This is a genomic window from uncultured Thomasclavelia sp., assembly GCF_944324745.1.
GTDB lineage: Bacteria > Bacillota_I > Bacilli_A > Erysipelotrichales > Coprobacillaceae > Thomasclavelia.
Window position 1 is genome coordinate 1 of the sequence record NZ_CALUXO010000046.1, and the last position, 23,345, is coordinate 23,345.

At 30.7% G+C, this 23,345-nt stretch carries 23 protein-coding genes; 14 read left to right on the plus strand and 9 right to left on the minus strand.

All coding sequences use genetic code 11. The features are described from left to right. The 5 genes from Q0K54_RS05270 to dnaK all read left to right on the plus strand — a co-directional run. The coding region (locus Q0K54_RS05270; RefSeq protein WP_294578802.1) for a sensor histidine kinase at nt 1-942 on the plus strand (942 nt) is incomplete at its 5' end. Nucleotides 943-1,399: 457 nt separating this feature from the next. Further along, nucleotides 1,400-1,792: a hypothetical protein gene (locus Q0K54_RS05275; protein ID WP_294578803.1), complete on the plus strand. Its 393-nt coding sequence runs from the start codon at nt 1,400-1,402 to the stop codon at nt 1,790-1,792. A 2-nt stretch (nt 1,793-1,794) separates the two neighbouring features. After that, entirely contained in the window at nt 1,795-2,625 is an 831-nt protein-coding gene (locus Q0K54_RS05280) for a DUF5685 family protein (protein ID WP_294578804.1), read from the plus strand. A gap of 2 nt (nt 2,626-2,627) precedes the next feature. Further along, nucleotides 2,628-3,263 (plus strand): DnaJ domain-containing protein, encoded by a 636-nt coding sequence (locus Q0K54_RS05285; RefSeq protein WP_294578805.1) that lies wholly within the window; start codon nt 2,628-2,630, stop codon nt 3,261-3,263. A 13-nt stretch (nt 3,264-3,276) separates the two neighbouring features. Then, nucleotides 3,277-5,040, plus strand: coding sequence for a molecular chaperone DnaK (gene dnaK, locus Q0K54_RS05290; protein ID WP_294578806.1), 1,764 nt, complete (start codon nt 3,277-3,279; stop codon nt 5,038-5,040). A 10-nt stretch (nt 5,041-5,050) separates the two neighbouring features. On the opposite strand, the gene Q0K54_RS05295 is transcribed toward dnaK, so the two are convergent. Next, nucleotides 5,051-5,485 carry a cytidine deaminase gene (locus Q0K54_RS05295; RefSeq protein WP_294578807.1) on the minus strand — a complete coding sequence of 145 codons (435 nt, stop codon included), beginning with the start codon at nt 5,483-5,485 and terminating at the stop codon, nt 5,051-5,053. A 147-nt stretch (nt 5,486-5,632) separates the two neighbouring features. On the opposite strand from Q0K54_RS05295, the gene nadA reads away from it, so the two are divergent. The 3 genes from nadA to nadC are packed head-to-tail and all read left to right on the plus strand — an operon-like array spanning nt 5,633 to nt 8,695. Then, nucleotides 5,633-6,544 carry a quinolinate synthase NadA gene (gene nadA / locus Q0K54_RS05300; RefSeq protein WP_294578808.1) on the plus strand — a complete coding sequence of 304 codons (912 nt, stop codon included), beginning with the start codon at nt 5,633-5,635 and terminating at the stop codon, nt 6,542-6,544. 14 nt (nt 6,545-6,558) lie between these two features. Then, entirely contained in the window at nt 6,559-7,860 is a 1,302-nt protein-coding gene (locus tag Q0K54_RS05305) for an L-aspartate oxidase (protein WP_294578809.1), read from the plus strand. Further along, nucleotides 7,838-8,695: a carboxylating nicotinate-nucleotide diphosphorylase gene (nadC, locus tag Q0K54_RS05310; RefSeq protein ID WP_294578810.1), complete on the plus strand. Its 858-nt coding sequence runs from the start codon at nt 7,838-7,840 to the stop codon at nt 8,693-8,695. The genes Q0K54_RS05305 and nadC overlap by 23 nt, the downstream gene beginning before the upstream one ends. 23 nt (nt 8,696-8,718) lie before the next feature. On the opposite strand, the gene Q0K54_RS05315 is transcribed toward nadC, so the two are convergent. From Q0K54_RS05315 to Q0K54_RS05350, 8 genes are all read right to left on the minus strand, one after another. Next, nucleotides 8,719-9,138 (minus strand): hypothetical protein, encoded by a 420-nt coding sequence (locus tag Q0K54_RS05315; protein ID WP_294578811.1) that lies wholly within the window; start codon nt 9,136-9,138, stop codon nt 8,719-8,721. Between the two features lie 89 nt (nt 9,139-9,227). After that, the gene (locus Q0K54_RS05320; protein ID WP_294578812.1) at nt 9,228-9,878 is read right to left on the minus strand and encodes an epoxyqueuosine reductase QueH; all 651 of its coding nucleotides are present in this window, start codon (nt 9,876-9,878) and stop codon (nt 9,228-9,230) included. Between the two features lie 48 nt (nt 9,879-9,926). Continuing rightward, on the minus strand, nt 9,927-10,952 hold the full coding sequence (queA, locus tag Q0K54_RS05325; protein ID WP_294578813.1) for a tRNA preQ1(34) S-adenosylmethionine ribosyltransferase-isomerase QueA: 1,026 nt from the start codon (nt 10,950-10,952) through the stop codon (nt 9,927-9,929). Then, a complete protein-coding gene (tgt, locus tag Q0K54_RS05330; protein WP_294578814.1) occupies nt 10,953-12,089 on the minus strand; it encodes a tRNA guanosine(34) transglycosylase Tgt in 1,137 nt (378 codons plus the stop codon). It abuts the gene before it with no gap. A gap of 83 nt (nt 12,090-12,172) precedes the next feature. Further along, nucleotides 12,173-12,961, minus strand: a complete 789-nt coding sequence (locus Q0K54_RS05335) for a Cof-type HAD-IIB family hydrolase (RefSeq protein ID WP_294578815.1) — start codon at nt 12,959-12,961, stop codon at nt 12,173-12,175. A 48-nt stretch (nt 12,962-13,009) separates the two neighbouring features. Next, a complete protein-coding gene (locus Q0K54_RS05340) occupies nt 13,010-13,708 on the minus strand; it encodes a LytTR family DNA-binding domain-containing protein (protein WP_294578816.1) in 699 nt (232 codons plus the stop codon). Nucleotides 13,709-13,800: 92 nt separating this feature from the next. Continuing rightward, nucleotides 13,801-14,016 carry a hypothetical protein gene (locus tag Q0K54_RS05345; RefSeq protein ID WP_294578817.1) on the minus strand — a complete coding sequence of 72 codons (216 nt, stop codon included), beginning with the start codon at nt 14,014-14,016 and terminating at the stop codon, nt 13,801-13,803. 33 nt (nt 14,017-14,049) lie between these two features. Further along, nucleotides 14,050-14,214: a hypothetical protein gene (locus Q0K54_RS05350; RefSeq protein ID WP_294578818.1), complete on the minus strand. Its 165-nt coding sequence runs from the start codon at nt 14,212-14,214 to the stop codon at nt 14,050-14,052. A gap of 699 nt (nt 14,215-14,913) precedes the next feature. Here Q0K54_RS05350 and Q0K54_RS05355 point away from each other — a divergent pair. The 6 genes from Q0K54_RS05355 (at nt 14,914) to Q0K54_RS05380 (ending at nt 23,343) form a co-directional block, all read left to right on the plus strand. Then, complete coding sequence (locus Q0K54_RS05355) at nt 14,914-17,703, plus strand: family 20 glycosylhydrolase (RefSeq protein ID WP_294578819.1); 2,790 nt, start codon at nt 14,914-14,916, stop codon at nt 17,701-17,703. Between the two features lie 261 nt (nt 17,704-17,964). Next, nucleotides 17,965-18,813, plus strand: coding sequence for a sulfide/dihydroorotate dehydrogenase-like FAD/NAD-binding protein (locus tag Q0K54_RS05360; protein WP_294578820.1), 849 nt, complete (start codon nt 17,965-17,967; stop codon nt 18,811-18,813). Then, nucleotides 18,813-20,207 carry an NADPH-dependent glutamate synthase gene (gltA, locus tag Q0K54_RS05365; RefSeq protein ID WP_294578821.1) on the plus strand — a complete coding sequence of 465 codons (1,395 nt, stop codon included), beginning with the start codon at nt 18,813-18,815 and terminating at the stop codon, nt 20,205-20,207. Before Q0K54_RS05360 ends, gltA begins: the two co-directional genes overlap by 1 nt. Before the next feature lie 110 nt (nt 20,208-20,317). Next, nucleotides 20,318-20,902 carry an NAD(P)H-dependent oxidoreductase gene (locus Q0K54_RS05370; RefSeq protein WP_294578822.1) on the plus strand — a complete coding sequence of 195 codons (585 nt, stop codon included), beginning with the start codon at nt 20,318-20,320 and terminating at the stop codon, nt 20,900-20,902. 125 nt (nt 20,903-21,027) lie between these two features. Beyond that, a complete protein-coding gene (locus Q0K54_RS05375) occupies nt 21,028-21,693 on the plus strand; it encodes a transcriptional regulator (protein ID WP_294578823.1) in 666 nt (221 codons plus the stop codon). Nucleotides 21,694-21,702: 9 nt separating this feature from the next. Beyond that, nucleotides 21,703-23,343 (plus strand): putative manganese-dependent inorganic diphosphatase, encoded by a 1,641-nt coding sequence (locus tag Q0K54_RS05380; protein WP_294578824.1) that lies wholly within the window; start codon nt 21,703-21,705, stop codon nt 23,341-23,343. The last annotated feature ends 2 nt before the right edge of the window (nt 23,344-23,345 follow it).

Below are 23,345 nucleotides of genomic sequence, written 5' to 3' on the forward strand. Positions count from 1 at the left end.
TTAAGTATTAATTGTTTTATCCATCTGATAAATTTATTTACTGATTTTAATCGCGATATCGCGATGTCACCATCACTCCAAAGAATTCTGATGGTACTAACTGTAAATGCATTGACTCTTTGTTTGTTGATTGTAATGAAAAGAGTCAAAATTATTCCATCAAATAAAATATTAGAGAAGCAAAGTAAATTATTTACTGTTTTAAACTATCTGGTTTTATATGCACTGTTGATTATTTTTAGTATTGAAGTTGTGGAAGTTTATAATTTAGTGACATTATTAGTCTTTGGATTATCAATTATCTGGGCTTTATTCATTAAAATATTATCACTATACATTGAAACAACTATTAAAAATGAAGAATTAATCATGGCAGAAATGTCTAATCAGTATATAGGAAAATATATTGATTTTTATCGTCAGGAAAGTGAAAATCTTCGAAAGATCCGGCATGATTTAAAAAATCATCAGATGATCCTTAAAACAATAAATCAAGTAGGTGCGTATAATCAATATATTGATGAAATCTTTTCTGGGGTAAATGATTTAATAATCAGCGGTAATATTTTTGTGGATGCCTGTTTATATGTAAAACATCAAGAATTTCCCCAAATTAATTTCAATTATGATTTAGCAATCAAAGATTTAAAATTCAATGAAAAAGATTTAACGTCAATTTTATTTAATTTAATTGATAATGCCTGTAAAGAAGCTTTAAAAAATGATTGTCAAGTAGGAGTTACTGTTAAATTTAAAAACAACATTTTAATTATTCAAGTTACTAATACAATAAGATATAAACCGAATTTTATTTCTAGTCAGGGTAGTAATCATGGTTATGGCTTAAAAATAGTCAGAAGTATTGTTAATAAATATGATGGCTTAATTTTTGTCGATTATCAGGGAGATAAGATTATATTTAATATCAAAATCAACGTTTGATGAAAAAATATAACGTTTAGTGCAATCTTGAATTAATTATTGCTTATTTATGCTATATTAATTATAGATGATAGAACTTTCCCTATATTAAGGGAATCTCTTATTTAATTAGATATCAAATAGGATATGGAAGGAGGATCGGGTAGTATTTCCACGATATTTAAGCAAATAAGTATTTATACAAGTATAGTAATAGGTTGTATAAGTGGGGTTGGAAGTTTAAATAAAATAAGCAGTAAAATATAATGGTATAAAAGAAGTTAGTTTATAATATCAAATAACTTCAAATAATTAGTTTTTTCATAATATCGGATATAGCCAGGGAACCTGGCTATATTTTTTTATATGATGCTTTAGGTAAATATCAGTAACTTTTTTAATTAAACTTTAATTTTTAGTTCATGAATAGTTAATATTAAGACCCTATACTAAATACATTGAAATGGGGAATAGTGTAATGAAAGAAAGATTTTATACTTTTATGCAAGGTAGATATGGAGTCGATCAGTTAAATACTTTTTTAATGATCATCTGTATTGCCTGTTTTGTAATTAGTTTATTTATTCAAAATGTAGTTATTACTTTTTTAGCATATGCTTCATGGCTGGTTGTTATTTTTAGAATGTTTTCTAAAAATATCTTTGCTCGTAATCGAGAAAATGAGAAATATTTAAATTTCTTTAAGCCAGTTAGTCGCTTTTTTGAATTGAAGCTAATGAGTCGTCAAGACCCAATGCATAAATATTTTTGCTGTCCTAAGTGTAAACAAAGAGTTCGTGTGCCTAAAGGGCGTGGCAAAATTATTATTACTTGTCCAAGTTGTCAAAATAAATTTGAAAAGAGAACTTAAAGATGTTTGGATATGTAGTTGTTAATAAGCCAGAATTGAAATTTAAAGAATTTGATGTATATCATTCGTTTTATTGTGGGTTATGCCGGACTTTAAAAGAAAAATATGGTCTAAGGGCGCAAATAGCCTTGAATTTTGATTTGAATTTTATTAGTATCTTATTGTCTGGTTTATATGAACCAGAAACCAAGGTGAACCAAGAGCGATGTCTTGTTCACCCGATTAATAAACATTTAGCCCGTTATAACGAATGTGTTGATTATGCAGCTAAAATGACTATTGTCTTAACATATTTTAAATGTGAGGATGATTGGTTAGATGAAAAAAAATTATCGAAGCAGGCTTATAAAAAGTTAATAAATAAAGCTTATCAAAAAGTTAAAAATGAATATCCTGATAAAGTGAATCGAATTGAGGGATGCTTGCATCAAATAAATCTTGATGAACAGGCTGGACATGTTAATCTTGATGAAATATCAAATCAATTTGGTCAAGTCATGGGTGAGATTTGTGCGTATAAAGATGATGAATGGTATGATGAATTATATCATTTAGGTTTTTATTTAGGTAAGTTTATTTATTTTATAGATGCTTATGAAGATATTGAAGATGATTTAAAAAAAGGATTGTTTAATCCATTAAAAGAATTATATCAAAGTGATAAATTTGAAGATAGATGTAAAGAAATATTAGAATTGATGATTTCAGAAGCTACGATGGCTTTTGAACGATTACCGATTATTGAACATGCTTCCATAATTAGAAATATTCTTTATGGTGGCGTGTGGACTCGATATGAAATGGTAAAACAAAAACGATTGGAAGGTAGGTAGAAATGAACCCGTATCAAATATTAGGAATATCACCAGATGCAACTGATGATGAAGTAAAAAAAGCTTATCGAACATTAAGTAAAAAATATCACCCTGATGCTAATATCAATAATCCCCGTCAGGCTGAATATACTGAGAAGTTTAAAGAAGTGCAAAACGCTTATAAAACAATTATGGATGATAGAAAACGCGGTTTTACTAATCGTACTTATGGTAATAATCAAAATACGGGTTATAACGGACAATCTAGTTATCAATATCAATATACTAATGATCAAAGTGCTTTTAATGAAGCTGCTGGTTTTATCAATGCTCGAAGATATCAAGAAGCTTTGAATGTTTTAGAACAAATTAAAACTCATAATGCCATGTGGTTTTATTATAGCGCTATTGCAATGAATGGAATTGGAAATAATATTACTGCAGTTGAATATGCGCAAACAGCGGTTCAAATGGAACCTGGTAATTTGCAATATATAATGCTATTGCAACAATTACAGGGTGGCCAACGACAGTATCAGCAAGGACAGCAAACTTATGGCTCACCATTTGGTAATCCAATTCAATGCTGCTATAGCATTATGTTGATCAACTGTTTATTAAACTGCTGTTGTGGTGGTTATGGCAGAATGTGGTAAAGGAGAGAGTTAAATGAGCAAAGTAATTGGAATTGATTTAGGAACAACTAATAGTTGTATGTCATATATGGAAGATGGAAAAGCGATAATTATTCCTAATGCTGAAGGAAACAAAACTACCCCTAGTGTTGTGGCTTTTACTAGTGATGGAAAAAGGCTAGTAGGTGAAAATGCTAAAAGACAGGCAGTTACTAATCCATCAAATACAATTGTTTCTATTAAAAGAGAAATGGGGACGAATTATCGCAAGAAAATCAATGGTAAGTATTATACTCCTCAGGAAATTTCAGCAATGATATTGCAAAAATTAAAAATTGATGCTGAAGCATATTTACACGAAACAATTAGTGATGCTGTTATCACAGTTCCAGCTTATTTTAATGATGCTCAAAGACAAGCAACTAAGGATGCCGGAAGAATTGCTGGATTAAATGTAAAAAGAATTATTAATGAACCAACAGCTGCTGCATTAGCTTATGGTTTAGAAAATAGTTATGGTCAAAAAGTTATGGTATTTGATTTAGGTGGTGGGACATTTGATGTTTCAATCATCGAAATTGGTAGTGGGGTCATTGAGGTTTTATCAACTTCAGGTGATAATCATTTAGGCGGTGATGATTTTAATGAAGTTGTTGCTAAATATATTTTAGACGAATTTAAAAAGGCTGAAGGAATTGATTTAAGCAAAGACCAGGTAGCCATGCAGCGAATTAATGAAGCCGCTGAAAAAGCTAAAATTGAATTGTCAATTATGATTACATCAATAGTAAATTTACCGTTTATTACTAACACTAAAAATGGTCCTAAGAACTTAGAGGTTGAAATTACTCGTAATAAATTTAATGAACTGACAAAACATTTAGTAGATCGCGTTGTTTTACCAATGCAAAATGCTTTAAATGATGCTCGATTAACACCAAGTGAATTAAATAAAATTATTTTAGTTGGTGGTTCTTCAAGAATTCCGGCAGTTCAAGCCAAAATCAAAGAAATTACTGGGATGGAACCAAGTAAATCATTAAATCCTGATGAATGTGTTGCTCAAGGTGCAGGGATCCAGGGTGGTAAATTATCTGGAGATGTAGCAACAACTGGTAATTTTGATGTGTTATTATTAGATGTAACACCATTAACATTATCAATTGAAACAGTAGGTGGTGTAGCAACACCATTGATTGAACGTAATACGACAATTCCAACTAGTCATAGTCAAATTTTTACAACTTCTGCTAATTTCCAGACCCAAGTAGAAATCAATGTTTTACAAGGAGAACGACCATTAGCTAAAGATAATAAGAGTTTAGGTAAATTTAAGTTAAAGAAAATCAAACGTGCAATGCGTGGGGTACCCCAAATCGAAGTTACTTTCGATATTGATGCTAATGGAATCGTTAATGTTTCGGCCAAAGATCTTGCCAGTGGAAATATGCAAAGTATTACGATAGAAAATACTTCTAATATGTCAGAATCTGACATTGAACGTGCAATCAATGAGGCAAAACAATTTGAAGCTCAAGATGCAATGTTAAAAGAAAGATTAGTATTTAAAAATGAAGTTGAAACATTAGTAATGCAAATTGATTCGGCTTTAGTTCAGCATGGTAAAAAATTAGATAAAGCAACTAAATCAACTATTAAAAATGAATTGGCTAGTTTTAAAAAGTTAATTAAAAAAGTTGATTTTGAAACATGTGATCAAGCTAAATATGATGAGATTAAAAGTGCTAAAATTAATTTAGAAAATGTAGCGGCACAATTGTTATCCATTCAATCATAAAACACAGACTTTAATCGTCTGTGTTTTTTTGATAGCGATATGCTCCCCACCAATCGGGCATTAGTTCTTTTAAAGTTATAGTTTTTCTTGTTTGATAGTCAACCATGATTTCCATATCTTCATTCTTAGGATCTAATTGCATTAAAAACTCCCGACAAGTACCACATGGCATGCCGCTTCCTTGATCGAATGGGGCCTTATCCCGAAATGCGATTAAACGTTTGATAGTTGTTTGGCCACTTTGAATATACATATTTAAAGCAGCTACTCTTTCAGCACATAAATCCATGACACCGCAACAGCTTTCAATACAAAATCCAGTGTAGATTTGACCATTGCCGCTTTCAATAGCACAGACAACATGGTGACTGTAAATAAATGGTGAAACCTCTTCAGGATGATATTCCACTTTTGCTGCATTATATAACTTTTCCCAAATATCCATAATATCCTCCAATCATTTTATGGATTTATTATAGTATTTTTTTAGTTAAGGTAAAACATTTTAAACTTGTTAATATTTTCACTTGACATTATACAGGATTTATGGGATATTTATACTCAATATAGTATAATGAATGGGGATATCATAATGAAAGAAATAATCGAAGAAATTGATCAATTAAAAAAAGAAAAAAATGCTGTTATTTTAGCCCATTATTATGTTGATGGTGCTATACAGGATATTGCCGATTATTTAGGTGATTCTTATTATTTGTCTAAAATTGCAATTGACTGCCCACAAGATGTAATTGTTTTTGCAGGGGTAGAATTTATGGGTGAAAGTGCTAAGCTTTTAAATCCCAATAAAACTGTTTTAATGCCTGATCTTGATGCTGATTGTCCAATGGCTCATATGGTTGAAGAGGCATTTATTAAAAAGATGCGTCAAGAATATGATGATTTATGTGTTGTTTGTTATATCAACTCTACAGCTAAGATTAAATCACTGTCAGATGTTTGTGTAACGTCATCTAATGCTAAGACAATTGTTGGAGCTTTACCAAATAAAAATATTCTATTTATTCCAGATCAAGATTTGGGTCATCATATTGCTAAGATGTTTCCAGAAAAGAATTTCTTGTTCTGTGATGGATATTGTCCAAGCCACTATCAAATTACCGTTGATGATTTAAAGATGGCCAAAAAGGCACATCCAAATGCTTTGATTTTGATTCATCCAGAATGTAAGCCAGAATGCGTTGCTATGGCTGATTATGCTGGAAGCACATCTGGAATTATTGATTATGCTACTAATGATAAGGAACATGATGAATTTATTGTTGTTACTGAAGCTGGAGTACTTCATGAAATGCAAAAACAAAATCCAGATAAGAAATTTTATTTGGCTAGTGATAAGCTAATTTGTCCTGATATGAAAAAAAATACATTAGAAAAAGTTCGTGACTGTTTAAAATATGGTTTAAATAAGGTAGAATTAGATGATGAGTTTATGGAAAAAGCTCGAAAACCGTTAGAAAGAATGCATGAACTTGCAAAATAAGAGGATAAATAACCATGGAATATAATTATGATGTAATTATTGTTGGGACTGGTGCAGCTGGTCTGTTTGCTGGACTTTGTCTTCCAACATCTTTAAAAATTTTAATGATAACTAAAGATAAAATCGAAAACAGTGACTCATATTTAGCTCAAGGAGGAATCTGTACTTTAAAAAGTGCTGACGACTTTGATGCTTTTTATCAGGATACTTTAAAAGCGGGGAAAAATGAAAATAATCCTGAATCAGTAAAAATCATGATTCAACAATCGCCACAAATTATGAAAGATTTAATGGATTATGGTGTTGAATTTGATCGAGATATCAATGGAAATTTGGCCTATACTCGTGAAGGAGCACATTCACAATACCGTATTCTACATCATCAAGATGTTACGGGAAAAGAAATAACTTCTAAATTAATTAAACAAGTAAAAACTCGTGAGAATATTGATATTGTTGAAAATATGACAATGTTGGATATTATCAATAAAAATAATAAAGCCAGCGGTATTGTTGTTGAAAAGGATGGAAAAAATTATCAGATCAATGCCAAAGTAATAATTTTAGCTACTGGTGGTTTGGGTGGTTTATTTCAACATTCGTCTAATTTTAGACATATTACAGGTGATAGTTTCGCCATTGCGCTTAGAAATAATATCGTATTAGAAAATATTAATTATATTCAAATTCACCCAACAACTTTATATACTACCAAACCTGGCCGTAGCTTTTTAATTAGTGAATCTGTCCGTGGTGAAGGAGCTTATTTATTAAATCCGAGAATGGAACGTTTTGTGGATGAATTATTGCCTCGTGATGTTGTTAGTAATGCTATTAAAGCTGAAATGGATAAATATAATGCTAAATATGTCTATTTATCAGTGATTCATATGGATCATAAACAAATTAAAGAACGATTCCCAAATATTTATGAAAAATGTCTAGAAGAAGGATATGACATGTTTAAAGATCCAATTCCAGTTGTGCCAGCGCAACATTATTTAATGGGTGGTATCAAAACAGATACTTGGGGACAAACTTCAATGGAAAATCTTTATGCTGTTGGTGAAACGGCTTGTAATGGGGTTCATGGTGCTAATCGCCTGGCAAGTAACTCATTGCTTGAAAGCTTAGTTTTTGCTAAAAGGGCAGCAAAGAAGATTAGTGATGAAATCGATGATATTTTATTGATCGATCGAGTTGTTGATTTAGACAGCTATGATAAAGATCAACTCGCAATTGAAAATAAACAATTGATCATGGATGAAATAAAAAGAAAAGATGGTGACTTCTATGATAAATGGTGTAAATCTTAAAGTAAATATTGATGAATATATCTTAAATGCTTTAAAAGAAGATATTACTAGTGAAGATGTAACAACCAATGCCATTATGCCCAGAGCTCAAAAAGGGAAAGTGGAGCTAATTTGTAAACAAGATGGTATTCTTTGTGGTTTAGAAGTTTATGAAAGAACTTTTAAATTATTAGATCCGGATACTTGTTTTAAAACATCGTATCATGATGGTGATCAAATTAAAAATGGTGATTTGATTGGTGTAGTTACTGGTGATATTCGGATATTATTATCAGGTGAACGGGTTGCTTTAAATTATTTGCAACGTATGAGTGGAATTGCCACGTATACTAATAAATTAGTTAATATTTTAAAAGATACTAAGACTAAGTTATTAGATACTCGTAAAACTACTCCAAACAATCGTGTGTTTGAAAAATATGCCGTTAAAGTAGGTGGCGGAACTAATCACCGTTATAATCTATCAGATGGAATTTTAATCAAAGATAATCATATTGGTGCGGCTGGAAGCATTTCTAAAGCAGTTGCTTTAGCTCGTGATTATGCGCCGTTTGTACGTAAAATTGAAGTTGAAGTTGAAACACTGGAACAAGTTCAAGAAGCAATCGCGGCTAAAGCTGATATTATCATGTTAGATAATATGGATAATGAAACGATGAAACAGGCAGTTAAACTGATTGATCATCAGGCTCAAACAGAGTGTTCTGGTAATGTTACAGAAAAACGATTATTAGAGATTGCTGAAATTGGGGTTGATTTTGTATCATCAGGTGCAATAACTTATAATGCACCAATATTAGACTTTTCAATGAAAAATTTAATACCGATTGAATAAAACAGTATCATTTCGATACTGTTTTAATTTAATTTGGTGTTTTGTTTTTCATTTTCACCATAGATTAGACAAGTTGTATAAATTTTGGGTGTCAGCTGTTCTTTATCTAGGTTGCCGTCTTGGTGAATTAGTTTATCTAAAGTAAAATAATAGCAGTATTTTCCATAAATATTGATCAATGGATGATTTAAATCATCTATTTTTTTGGCAATGATAAATAAATAGACATTATTATGATATCGTTTGGCTAAGACATTAAACTTTTGGATACTATCATTTGGCAGTTCTTTTAAAATATATTGGACATTTTCAAGATTGATTTCTTCTAATTCCTCTATTTTTAAGCCACTTTCTCCTTTAAAAAAAGAACTATTGATAATTTTTAAGATCATTTCCGGGGTACAAAACGTTTCAATAAATTGTTCATTAGTTATTTTGTCCATCTTTTTTCCTCCTCTAATATTTATATATTCCCCTAAAATAGATTTTTCTTTTTTTAAATAAAAAAGATTACAGTTACCTGTAATCAGATTTATTTATTTGCTTCGTTATTTTGACGTTCCTGATTTCTCTTTTGCATATCTTGATATGAATAAACACAACCACAATAACTTTGGCGATATAGATTATAACTTCTAGCTAGTTGAACAGACTTAAGATAACCATTATTTTTCTTAAAATCACTGTATAAAAATTTAGTAGTATCCTGAGGAAAACTAGCGCCAATTTCATTGATCCATTGGCTATTTTTATGAGGAGAAACACTCAATACAGTGGTCCAATAATCAAAGTGATTATCTTTGGCAAAGTTATAGGCATCATTCATTCGTTTTTGATAACAAAGATAACAACGTTTCCCTCCTTCTGGTTCGTCTTGATAACGGCTGATATCTTCCAAATATAATTTTGGCTGATATGGGTTTTCAATAACTTGAATATTTTGGTTGTAGTCCTGGTTAAAGCGATTGATAAAATCTAATAATTCCTGATAACGACGATGATATTCTTCACTAGGATAAATATTAGAATTAGAGTAATAAATTGTAATATTAAAAAGTGTACAGATTTCTTTTAATACATTACAGCTACAAGGGCCACAACAAACATGTAATAATAAAGTTGGATAAGAATCTTTAATTTTTTGTAATTCTTCTTGAAATTTTTTATCATAATTAATTTTCATAGCCTTATTATAACATAGATATAAAAAAAGACTATTTTAAAAATAGTCTTAGATAATCAACATACTATCACCAAAGCTAAAGAAACGATATTTTTGTTCAATCGCTTCATGATAAGCTTTAAAGATAAAATCTTTTGTGGCAAAAGCACTAATTAACATCAATAAAGTTGACTTAGGTAAATGGAAATTAGTAATTAAACAATCAATTGCTTCATATTGATAGCCAGGATAAATAAAAATATCAGTATTTTCATGAGTTGCTGTAAACTTACCATATTTTTTAATGTTAGCTTCCAAAGTTCTTGTTGATGTTGTTCCAACAGCAATGATTCTTTGACCATTAGCTTTAGCTTCATTTAGTTTATCAGCAACATCTGGTTCTATCATATAATATTCACTATGCATATGATGATCTAAAATATCATCGACTTTTACTGGTCTAAAAGTACCCAGACCAACATGTAAAGTAACATCAAGAATCTCAACACCTTTAGCCTTAATTTTTTCGATTATTTCATCAGTAAAATGCAAGCCAGCAGTTGGAGCTGCAGCACTTCCTTCAATTTTAGCATAGACAGTTTGATAGCGGTTTTGATCATTTAATGTTTCTTTGATATATGGTGGCAAAGGCATAGTCCCTAATTTATCAAGAATTTCGTAAAAAATTCCATCATAAATCATTTTGAAAACACGAATACCTTCATCTTTAACTTCCAAACATTTAGCTTTCAATAACCCTTCACCGAAAGTAATTTCAGTATCTACTTTGACAATTCTAGCATTACCAACTAAACATTCCCAAGTATCATTTCCTAAATCTTTTAATAATAAAACTTCCACATGTCCATTAGTGGCTTCTTTGATTCCAAATAAACGAGCAGGGATAACTTTGGTATTATTTCTAACTAAAACATCACCAGGTTTTAAATAATCAACAATATCATAAAAATGGCGATGCTCAATCGTTTGTTTTTCACGATTTAAAACCATTAGTCTCGAAGTATCTCGTTTATCAACTGGATGTTGTGCAATTAGTTCTTCTGGTAAATCAAAATCAAATTCACTTAACTTCATTTAAAACGCCCTCTTATAAACATCATGACCATATTGGTCTAAAAATTCTTCTTTAAAATCTAATAAACGATCATTTTTAATTGCTTCACGAATATCTTCAGCAAGTTTTAATAAGAAATAAACATTATGAATTGATAATAACGTCTTGCCAAAGATTTCATCACATTTATGTAAATGACGGACATATGCTCTAGTATAATTTTTACAAGTATAACAATCACAATTAGGATCTAAAGGTGTAAAATCTGCTTTAAATTTTTCATTATTAATATTTAAGCGTCCTTGGCTGGTCATTACGGCGCCATGGCGAGCCACTCTAGTTGGTAAAACACAATCATACATATCAATCCCACGAATTGCACATTCAATTAAATCGATTGGATTACCAACACCCATTAAATAACGTGGCTTTTCTTCAGGTAACCATTTAACAGAATCTTCAACCATTTTATACATTACATCTTTAGGTTCTCCAACGCTAGTACCGCCAATTGAATATCCAGGAAAGTCCATATTAACTAATTCTTTGGCGCACATCTCTCTTAAATCACTGTAAGCACCACCTTGAACAATTCCAAATAGAGCTTGCTTTTCAGTATTGTGGTGAGCATCTTTACCACGTTTAGCCCAGCGGATTGTTCTTTCGACACTATTTTTCATATAATCGTAATCACATGGATAAGGAGCACATTCGTCAAACGACATAATAATATCAGCTCCTAATTTGTTTTGAATTTCAATTGATTTTTCTGGTGATAAAAATAGAGAACTTCCATCAATGATACTTTTAAACTTAACGCCTTCTTCTTCAATTTTACGAGTTTTACCAAGTGAAAAAACTTGAAAACCACCACTATCAGTCAAAATTGGACCATCATAATTCATAAACTGATGTAATCCGCCCGCTTGTTCAACAATATCAGCGCCAGGCCGTAACCATAGGTGGTATGTATTAGCCAGGATAACTTGAGAATGCATTTCTTTTAACATTTCCGGAGCAATTCCTTTAACTGTTGCTAAAGTTCCCACTGGCATGAACATTGGAGTTTCAACATCACCATGGGGTGTATGTAAGATACCATAACGAGCCCCTGATTGTTTACAGACATGTTTTAATTCATAACTTATTGCCGCCATATTTTTCCTCCTTTTTACAAGCATTTTTTATTATAACCTAAACTAGTTTCAAAAACAATTTTAAAAGCGCTATTTTCATAACGCTAGATTAACTCTAATTGCTTCATTGCATATTCAATACCATCATCATCAATGCTTTTAGTAACCAAATAAGCTAAATCAAATAATTCGGGATTACCATTTCCCATGACAATCGCATATTTGACGTATTCCAGCATAGTTCGATCATTGAAACTGTCACCAAAGACATATGCATCTTCTAAATCTAAATTGAAGTAGTCAAGAAGAAACTGAATACCTGTAGCTTTAGAAAAGCCTGCAGGAACAATTTCTCCAAAATCGTCACCTCTAACAATATAATCAAAATCATGGCTGATTTCTTGTTTAAATGCTGATAAATTGGCACTGTCATCAAACCAGATCGTAAATTTATCAAATTCAATATCAGGTTCATCAAAATCTAAAACATTGCAACCATCAGCTTGGTAGTGTTCTTTTATTTCCTGTAATACTGGATGTTTGATTTCGTGATCAAAATATACTGCTTTAGAACCTTCTAAAATACCATCAATTTTATTTTTTCTAAGACTGGCAACTATTTCTAAACAACGTTTTTTATCCAACGTTTTAGAAAATAAAACTTGATCATGAAAATCTATATAGGTACCACAACCACAGATATAACCATCAGGATTTAAATCTTTAATTTTTTGATCGATTGTCGCTAAAGGACGGCCGGTATTAATAAAGATTAAATGATTGTTTTGCTTAGCTTTTTTGATTGCTTCAATTGTACTGTTACAGACAGTATGAGTTGTTTCTGATAATAAAGTACCATCAATATCAAAGAAAAGTATTTTATTAGTTTTCATCTATATCCACCCCGCTACGATTATACATGATTTATGATATGACAACAATTATTTTATGAGATGATATCTTTGAAAAGTGGCCAAAGCTTCTTTATAGCGACGTTTACTGATAGGAAGTATGGTGCCATTGTTTAAAATCGCCTGATGATCAGCAATTTTAGTAACATATTTCCAATTGACTAAATAAGACTGGCTAATCATAAAAAAATGTTTTGAATTAATCATGGATATTAATTCCTTAAGCTGATAACGGGTTTTAATGATATTTTTGGTAGTATGTAGAAAACAAAGATGTTTCTGATTTTGACAATATATTATATCACTTAGATTAATTGAATGATATTCATTTTTAGTCTTGATTAGGATTTGCGGGTTTATTTTCTCTAATTTTTTTATCAAATCATTAATTGTTTGTTTTAAATGGGTATTTAAGTTATTTTTAGTTAAAAAATCAAATGGATGAACAATAAAAGTCAGAAATACTAATTCAGAATAATCAGAAATAAAGATAATTTGGCTATCATAATGACTGTTTAAATATTGTTTTGCTAGTTCAATGCCATTAATATCACCCATTTTTACATCTAAAAATAATGCATGATAGTTTTCTTTGAAATTAAATTGATCAGGATCAAGATATTCAGTAATTGAAAGTTCGAGGTGGTATTGTTGATAAATTGTTTCAATGATGTCTTTAATTTGTTTGATAACTGTTTCATCTTGATTAATTATGGCATAACGGTGCATTTTAATTCTCCTTTATTGTTTTTGATATTATAACAAGAAATGTAATAGTTTTAACTAAATATTCTAAAAAAGACCCGTATGGGTCTTTGAAGTCAACTGTTATTAGTGACAACGTATTTATGATAATAGCAATTAATCAACGAATCAATGAAAAAAAGTAGTTTATATTTTCCAAGCGATTCTTCGTCATGATTTCCTAATACAATTATATCACTAAATTGTTGTGAAAATTTGATTTGACTATTTTGCGTTATTAAGACATTTTTTGCTAATGAAATGATTGCTGGAATTGTAATCGCCTTTTCCATTAATAGAGTACCTTCTAGAGAAATAAAAATACATTAATCATCTTTGTGAACTTGTTTGACAATCTCAATTTGATGTTCTTTTCTTGGATAAAATTCTACATATTTTCCAGAAGTCAATAAAGCTCTTTGTAAAATGTTAGCTAAATCACCAGGTATATGGGTTGCAAAAATAAAGACACGATTAGCGTTAAAAATCATGTCACAAAGTTTACTAATCGATGTGTCTATTTTTTTGAGTTTATGTTTTTAAAACAATTACTTATTTGATTTAAAAATATGTCAAAGTTAATTTTTTGAAAAGCATTGTTATCAAGAATAGTTTCATTAAGTTCTTCTTGAATTCCAATAATATCGTTTTTAAAGTCATTGAAATTTGTATAGCCTAATTTATGTGAAAATCTGCTCATACTAGATGGAGATGTAAAACATAAATTTGATAAATCTTGCAAAGAAGTTTTCTTTTTAATGATACTTGTATTTTTTAAAAGACATCGTGCAATGCTAATATCAGTATTATTATTGTCAGGTGAAGTATTGACGATGTTTTGAAGTTTATAGATTAATCCCGCCATAATTATTTAATAGATTTACCTCTCTAAATTATTCTTCTTTGTTTTTATTATATTACTTATGGCATTATATTTCAAAAAATGTCAAACAAAAACGTAAAATAAATTACTTTTTTTAATATGATTTTTTCAAAATTACCATAATTTAAAAGTGTTTTCATTATTTGAAAATTATATCAAAAGTGAAAAATCAAACCTAATTTGTATGTTGCAGCGATAATATGCAAATTTTAAAATAAAGTTAGAAAAGGGAAAGAAAGGAGGATAAATAGAAGATAAATGAAAAAAACTACAGCTTATAATAAAAATATAGGAAAAGGAAAATGTTATGAAAAAAAGAAAATTAATAGCTGCCTTAATTGCTAGTATGATGACAATTGGAATGTTTAATCAAAATGTTAATGCAACTGGTAATGAGTACATGGCAAATCCATCTTTTGAAAACGAAATTGATAAAAATACTATTCAGTTATATAAAGCTGAAAGAACAAATGAAAGAGCTTATGATGGAAATTATTCTATCAAAGTTGGTAATTATAAACCAGAAAATGAACATGAAGTACCTATCTGGTCATATAATTATGGTAAGGGAAGCGTAAATGTTATAATCAATAATGTTAAACCTAATACAACTTATAAAATAACTAGCCATTATTTTAATGAAACCGGTGTTAAAATGTCAACAGGAGTACTTGATGTAGATGGTGATTATTCTCAAGATTATCCATGGAAATTAGCTTCTGATATCAAAACTAATTCGCAAAAGAGTACAGAATGGCAAACTAATGTGCATACAATAACTACAGGACCAAGAACTAATCAAATATATGCATTTGCTTATACTGAATGGACAGGGAACGAAAGTGGTGCAGGTGTTTTCTATTTTGATGATGTTCAGATTGAAGAGGTGGGAACTGTTGAAAAGGAGGTACAAACTATTGATTATGATACAAAAATGAGTGCTTTTCCTAATACTATCCCACCAGTTCAAAATTTTGAACAGACAACTGGAATTTTTAAATTAACTAAGAAAAATCAGCTGTTTTCAACAGATGAATTTTCTAAAAATAAAACAGAGTATTTGGCTGAGTCGATGAAGGCTAAAGGAATTATTGAAGATTACCGTATCAATGTAATTAATAGTCTTGATGAGGCTAAAGGAATTACATTATTTAAACAGCCAGTTACTTTTGAATTAAATGAATTGGTTAATGATCGTGAATGTGAAAAAGATGCGTATCAAATTGATATTAATGAAAACTCAGTTAATCTATATTCCGATTATATTGAAGGAATTCAAAATGGTTCTATGACGCTTTTACAAGCATTTGTGCAAAGAGATAGTCTTAATTGTGGAGTCGTTAGTGACTATACGGATCAAAATATTCGTGGATTACAAGTAGATTCAGGAAGACGTTATTATTCTATTGACTGGTTGAAAAAGCAAGTCGAGCAAATGGCTTATTACAAACAAAATGTATTACAGTTAAGATTAAAAGATAATGAAGGAATTCGTTTTGATTCAAAAGTAGCACCAGAATTAGTTGATCGAAAAGGTGGCTTTTGGACAGCTGACGAGATTAGCGAATTAGTAAATTATGCTGCTAAATTTAATATTGAAGTAATACCAGAAGTAGATTTTCCAGGACATTCAGGTCAAGAAGCTGATTATCATCAAGAATGGAAAATAACTGATAATTGTTCTAATTTAGATTTTTCAAAACCAGAAGTAAGAGAGTATATTTATTCAATTTATCAGGAAGCTGCTGATTTATTTAATGCCAAAACAATTCACATTGGTGGTGATGAGTACTTCCAAACATCAGGATGGAATAGTGAAGGGGATCAAAAATTAGCTTCTTGGGCCCAAGAAGTTACTCAAAATTCAGCGGCCGATGAAAATGATGCTCTTAAATTATTTTTTAATGAAGCTGCTAAGCCATTTTTAGATAATGGTATTAAAGTATTGGTATGGAATGATAATTTATTTTCATTTGATAGTGTTGTTGATTTAGATGAAAGAATTGTAATTGATTTTTGGGGTGGTGGCATTTATGGTTCTATTAAAGCTTCTCAAGCAGTAGAAGCAGGTTATAATGTAATGTCTAGTTCATCATCAAATTATCACGACTTATGGCCACAACAAGATCAAAATAAGTTAGATCGTCCAGCACCAAAAAATCTTTATGAAAATTTTACTAGATATACTTATTCATGTAGTGCTTTTGGATATCCGTTCTATCATGTGGATGAAGTACTAACAAAAAATCTCGATTTAGTACAAGGACAAGTCTTCCCAATTTGGGATGATGCACATGGATATGTTCCAGAATATATTTTATCACGTACTTTATTTCCACGTTATGCTGGCTTTGCTTATAAAACTTGGGGAAGTGAGTATGCTGCTGATTTTAGTTATGAAGAATTTGAACGCTTAGCTTATGCAGTTGAGTCACCAAAATCAGCATTGTTAGGCAATCAAGTTGCTAAAAACTATACTTTATCTGATTATCAATCAATTGTAAATTCGTTAAAAATAGCGCTAGCAAATATCCAAACAGATAATTTAGAAGTACAAGCAAATATCGATGAATTAAATGAAATTTTAAATAAAGAAAATAATAAAATACTATATTCAGTTAACGAAATTGAAGAATTGATTCACAAATATGAAAATATTGAATATACTAGTGATAAAGGAAAAGTTATAGTAAAATATGTTGATGAAGATAATAATGATTTATGTAATGCAATTATTATCGAAGATGAAGTTGGAACAACTTATACTAGCGAAGCTAAACAGTTTGAGGGGTACAGTTTAATTATATCTCCTGAAAATGCAACTGGAATCATTGAAAAAGAGGAACAACAAGTAGTTTATACTTATCATAAAGATCAAACTACTGAAAATCCAGGACCATCAGGCGATGAAAATGTTCCAGATCAGACAGTAGATACAGATGATAAGGGAAGTGTCGAGATGGATAATTCAAAGACTGATTCTCAAAAAGCTGTTTCAACTGGAGACCAGATATCATTAGTAGTTCCTTCAGCTATTGCGATGATTTCAATAATTGGTATAGCTTTAGCAATTCGATTAAAGAAAAGAAAAATTTAAATTAGGAATAAACTGAGGTATTAAGATATCTCAGTTTTTACTATGTCTATAAATTATACTGTAATGCTTTATAACTATTGTACTTTTAGATAATTGTTAGTTAAAATATTTTTAGGCTAGGAATAAAAGAATAATTTTTGAGATATTATGTTTTTTTCTTTATGATAAGTTATTAATGAAATAAAAACGTTAAAAATCATTGTTTCTTTTATTCAACAAAGTTATAATAAAAAAAGTGAAGAGAAAGTAGGGGAATAATGCATGTATAAGATTGTACGTAAAGAAGTATTAAACGATGTAGTCGAATTAATGGAAATTCATGCTCCTTATGTCGCTAAAAAATGCGAACCAGGTCAATTCATTATTCTTCGTGTTGGTGAAGATGGTGAAAGAATTCCATTAACGATTGCTGATTATGATCGTGAAAAAGAAACTATTACTATCATTTATCAAATTGTAGGCTATTCAACAAAACAATTGGCAAAATTAAATGAAGGTGATGAATTAACTGATTTCGTTGGTCCATTAGGAGTACCAACTGAATTCCATGATGTTAAAAAAGTTATCGGTGTCGCTGGTGGTGTTGGAAGTGCGCCACTATATCCACAACTTAGAGAATTAGCTAATCGTGGAGTTGAAGTTGATGTCATTATCGGTGGTCGTGAAGCTCAATATGTTTTATGGGCTGATAAATTCAAAGAATTTTGTAAAAATGTTTATATTGCTACTGACGACGGATCAATGGGTACTAAAGGTTTTGTTACTACGGTCTTAACTGATTTATTAGATAAAGGTGAAACTTTTGACGAAGTTATCGCAATTGGACCAGTTCCAATGATGAAAGCAGTTGTTGGTGTAACTAAACCATTAAATATCAAAACTTCAGTATCTTTAAATCCAATTATGATCGATGGTACTGGAATGTGCGGTTGCTGTCGAGTAACTGTTGATGGAAAAGTTAAATTTGCTTGTGTTGATGGTCCTGATTTTGATGGATTACAAGTAGATTTTGATGAATTAATGATGCGTCAAAGAATTTTTAAAGAAGAAGAACATGTGATGGATGAAAAAGCTAATCGGATGTGTAATTTAATGGGAGGTGTCAAATAATGGCAAAACCAAATATGTCACCCACAAAGGTTCCAATGCCTGAACAAGAACCAAATGTTAGAAATAAAAACTTTGATGAAGTTGCTTTAGGATATACAAAAGAAATGGCAATGGAAGAAGCAACTCGTTGTTTACATTGTCGTAATAGTCCATGTAAAAATGGATGTCCAGTAGGAGTACCAATTCCTGAATTCATTAAAGAAGTTGCTGAAGGAAACTTCGAAGAAGCTTATAACATTATTACTAGTGAAAATGCTTTACCTGCTATTTGTGGACGTGTTTGTCCTCAAGAAAATCAATGTGAAGGTAAATGTGTTCGTGGAATAAAAAATGAACCAGTAGGAATCGGTCGGCTTGAAAGATTCGTAGCTGATTATCATATGGCTCACGGTAAACCAGCTGAATTAAATATTAAACCAAATGGTAAAAAAGTAGCTATTATTGGTTCAGGACCTGCTGGAATTACCTGTGCTGGTGAATTGGCTAAAAAAGGTTATAAAGTAACTGTGTTTGAAGCATTACATAAAACTGGTGGGGTTCTTTCATATGGAATCCCAGAATTCCGTTTACCAAAAGATTTAGTACAACGTGAAGTAGATACAGTTGCTGCTTTAGGTGTTGATTTTGAAACTAATGTTGTTGTTGGTAGATCAATTACAATTGATGAATTACAAGAACAAGGATATCAAGGAATTTTCATTGGTAGTGGGGCAGGATTACCTCGTTTCCAAAATATTCCAGGTGAAAATTTAAACGGTGTTTATGCAGCTAATGAATTTTTAACACGTGTTAACTTAATGAAAGGTTATCAATTCCCAGAACATCCAACACCAGTTAAAATTAGCGATACTGTTTGTGTTATTGGGGCTGGTAACGTAGCGATGGATGCTGCTAGAACTGCTAAACGTTTAGGTGCTAAAAATGTTTATATTGTTTACCGTCGTGGTGTTGATGAAATTCCAGCTCGTGCTGAAGAAGTACATCATGCTAAAGAAGAAGGTATCATCTTTAAATTATTGACGAATCCAGTTAAAATCGAAGGAGAAGATGGATGGGTTAAGTCAATGGAATGTGTACAAATGGAACTTGGAGAACCAGATGATTCTGGAAGAAGACGTCCAGTTGTGATCGAAGGTTCTAACTTTGTTATTGAAACTGGAACGGTTATCGTTGCCATTGGTCAAAGTCCAAATCCATTAATTAGACAAACTACTCCAGGTCTAGAAACTCAAAAATGGGGTGGTATCATTGTTGATGAAGATACAATGAAAACTAGCAAAGAAGGTGTCTTCGCTGGTGGTGATGCAGTAACTGGTGCGGCAACAGTAATTCTAGCTATGGGTGCTGGTAAAACGGCAGCAAAAGCGATGGATGAATATTTATCAAAGTTATAAAATAAATGATCAACTCTAAATAATTAGAGTTGATTTTTTAATTATTAACATCTAATGATAATATTATGTTACAATTAGTTATAGGTAACTAACTGTAAGGAGGAGTCGGAGTGCAAGTATTAATAATCTATTGTCATCCTAGTGCTAATAGTTTTACTGCTGCTGTTAAGGATGCATTTATTAAAGGATTGCAAGACGGAAATCATCAATATGAATTAATTGATTTATATCAGGAAAATTTCCATGAAACCTTTAGTGAAGAAGAATACATGCGTGAAGCATTTTATAATGATAGTTTACCAATAGCTAAAGATGTTATTAAAATGCAGGAAAAAATAAATCAATCCAATGTTTTAGTGTTTATTTATCCAGTTTTCTGGACTGAAGCACCAGCTAAATTAGTGGGCTGGTTTCAACGGGTCTGGACTTATGGATTTGCTTATGGAGATAAAGCAACGATGAAACAATTGGAAAAAGTGTTATTTCTAGTAACCATGGGTGGTGATTTACACGAAGAATTACGGCAAAGGCAAGTTGTAGCGATGAAGACGGTAATGTTAGAAGATCGTATTAGTAATCGTGCTAAAGAAAAAGAAATGATTGTTTTTGATCGAATGTCTCGTGATTATCCAAATCGTCGCGAGAATTTTGACCGCTTTTTAAATCAGGCTTATCAATTAGGAAAAGAACTATAATCAATCATTTGTTTATCTTTGTGATAAAAAAATTATGATTTGTTGTAGTATTTATTATCATGATAAAAATGCTATTATTTTTTTCTCATTTCGTGTATAATTGGCATAAAGGAGTGATAATAGATATGTATAAATATTTAGAACCATATGCAGCGCTGGTTGAATTTTTAGGGAAGGCATTAGGTGATAATATTGAAATTGCTTTGCATGATTTAACTTCCAAAGATCAAGAGATTGTTGCGATTATCAATAATCATAACTCTGGAAGAGAAATAGGTGCTAAATTATCGAATTTGTCATTACATTATCTTGAAGAAAAACAATATTTAGATCATGATTATGTAATTAATTATAAAACTACTGGACCAGATGGTAAGTTAATGCGTGCTGCCACATACTTTATCAAAGAAGAAGGTAAGGAAATGCCAGTCGGTATGTTGTGTATTAATGTTAATATTTCCGATTTTGAATATTTAACATCAACGATTAAGAAAATTTTAGGAATCAAAGATGAAAAAGATATTGAATTTAAAATGGATAATCCGGTAGAAATTTTATCTTCGCCATTAGACGAAATGATTGATATGTATATTAAAGAATGTCTTGAAAAAATGGGATTCCCAAGCTATTTTCTAGCAGAACGTTTGAATGTAGATGAAAAAATCAAAGTTGTAAAATATTTACAGGAAAAGGGAACATTTAAAGTAAAAGGTGCCATCGTTTTAGTAGCTGAAAAATTAGCTGTTTCAGAACCAACAGTATATCGTTATTTGAAAAAAATGGAAAAATAGGAGGAAAAGATGAACGAGGTAGTATATGTAAGCGGACATAAAAATCCTGATACTGATAGTATATGTTCAGCGATTGCTTATTCGTATTTATTAAAAGCAATTAATCGTTATAATGCTGTTCCAGTCAGATTAGGGGAAATCAATCGGGAAACTGAATATGTTTTAAAAAGATTTGATATCGAAATTCCGATGTTATTAAAAACAGTAAAACAAAAAGTGGAAGATTTAAATTATGATAAAGTGACAGTTTTTTCTAAAGAACTAACATTAAAAACAGCATGGGATTTAATGAAACAGCAAAATCTTAAATCAGCACCAATATTAGATGATCATGGTCAATTATTAGGTTTACTTTCAACATCTAATATTGTTGAAGGATTTATGGAAAAATGGGATAGCAGCTTATTAAAAGATGCGCATACTCCAATTGAAAATGTAATTGATACATTAGAAGCTTCAATTTTATATTTAAATAGTAATTTGAAGACAATTAATGGTAATTTACATATTGCCGCAATGCGTGGTGAAGAAGCTAAAAAACGGATTAAACCAGGTGATATCGTTATCGTTGGTGGTGACCGGGATGATGCAGTTAAATCATTGATTGAAGCTCAAGTTTCCTTGATTATTTTAACTGGATCACTTGAATTAGAACCAGAAATGCTTGATTTGTTGAAAGAAAAAGGAATCAGTGTTATTTCGACACCATTTAATACTTATTTAACTTCACAACAAATTATTCAGGCAATACCGGTAGAACATATTATGCAAAAAGGCAATTTAAAAACTTTTACTACCGATGATACATTAGATCATGTTAAAGAAGTGATGAGTGAAACTCGTTTTAGAAGCTATCCAGTACTTGATTTAAACAATCGTTGTGTTGGTAGTATCTCTCGTTTTGCATTATTAAAAGGATTAAGAAAAAAAGTTATCTTAGTTGATCACAACGAACGTGGTCAATCAATTCCTGGAATTGAAGAAGCCGATATATTGGAAATTGTTGATCATCACCGTGTTGCTGATATCCAGACAGTTGGACCTTTATTATTTAGAGGGGAACCACTTGGTTCAACAGCAACGATCATTACTAAAATCTTTGATGAATTAGATGTTGAAATACCAAAATCAATTGCTGGTATTTTATTAGGAGCTATTTTATCAGACACATTATTATTCAAATCACCTACATGTACGCCAGTAGATACTAAGATGGCTCGTAAACTATCTAAAATTGCTGATGTGCAAATTCAAGAATTTGCTATGGATATGTTTAAAGCCGGTACATCATTAGCTGGTAAGACTGTTGAAGAAATCTTTAACCAAGATTTTAAAAAGTTCCCATTTGAAAATGGAACTGTAGGTGTTGGACAAGTCAATACGATGGATATCGATGGTTTTGCTTCATATAAAGCTGACATGTTAGATTATATGAATCAATTTGCCCAAGATAATAATTTAGACTTTGTCTTATTGCTATTAACTGATGTTATCAATGCTAATAGTGAAATTTTTGCCGCAGGACCAAAGGCTTATTTGGTTGAACAGGCATTTAATATCAAATTAAATGAAAGTCAAGCTACTTTAGAGGGAGTTATTTCTCGTAAAAAACAAGTAGTTCCAGCTATTACTGCAGTAATGAGTAATTAAAT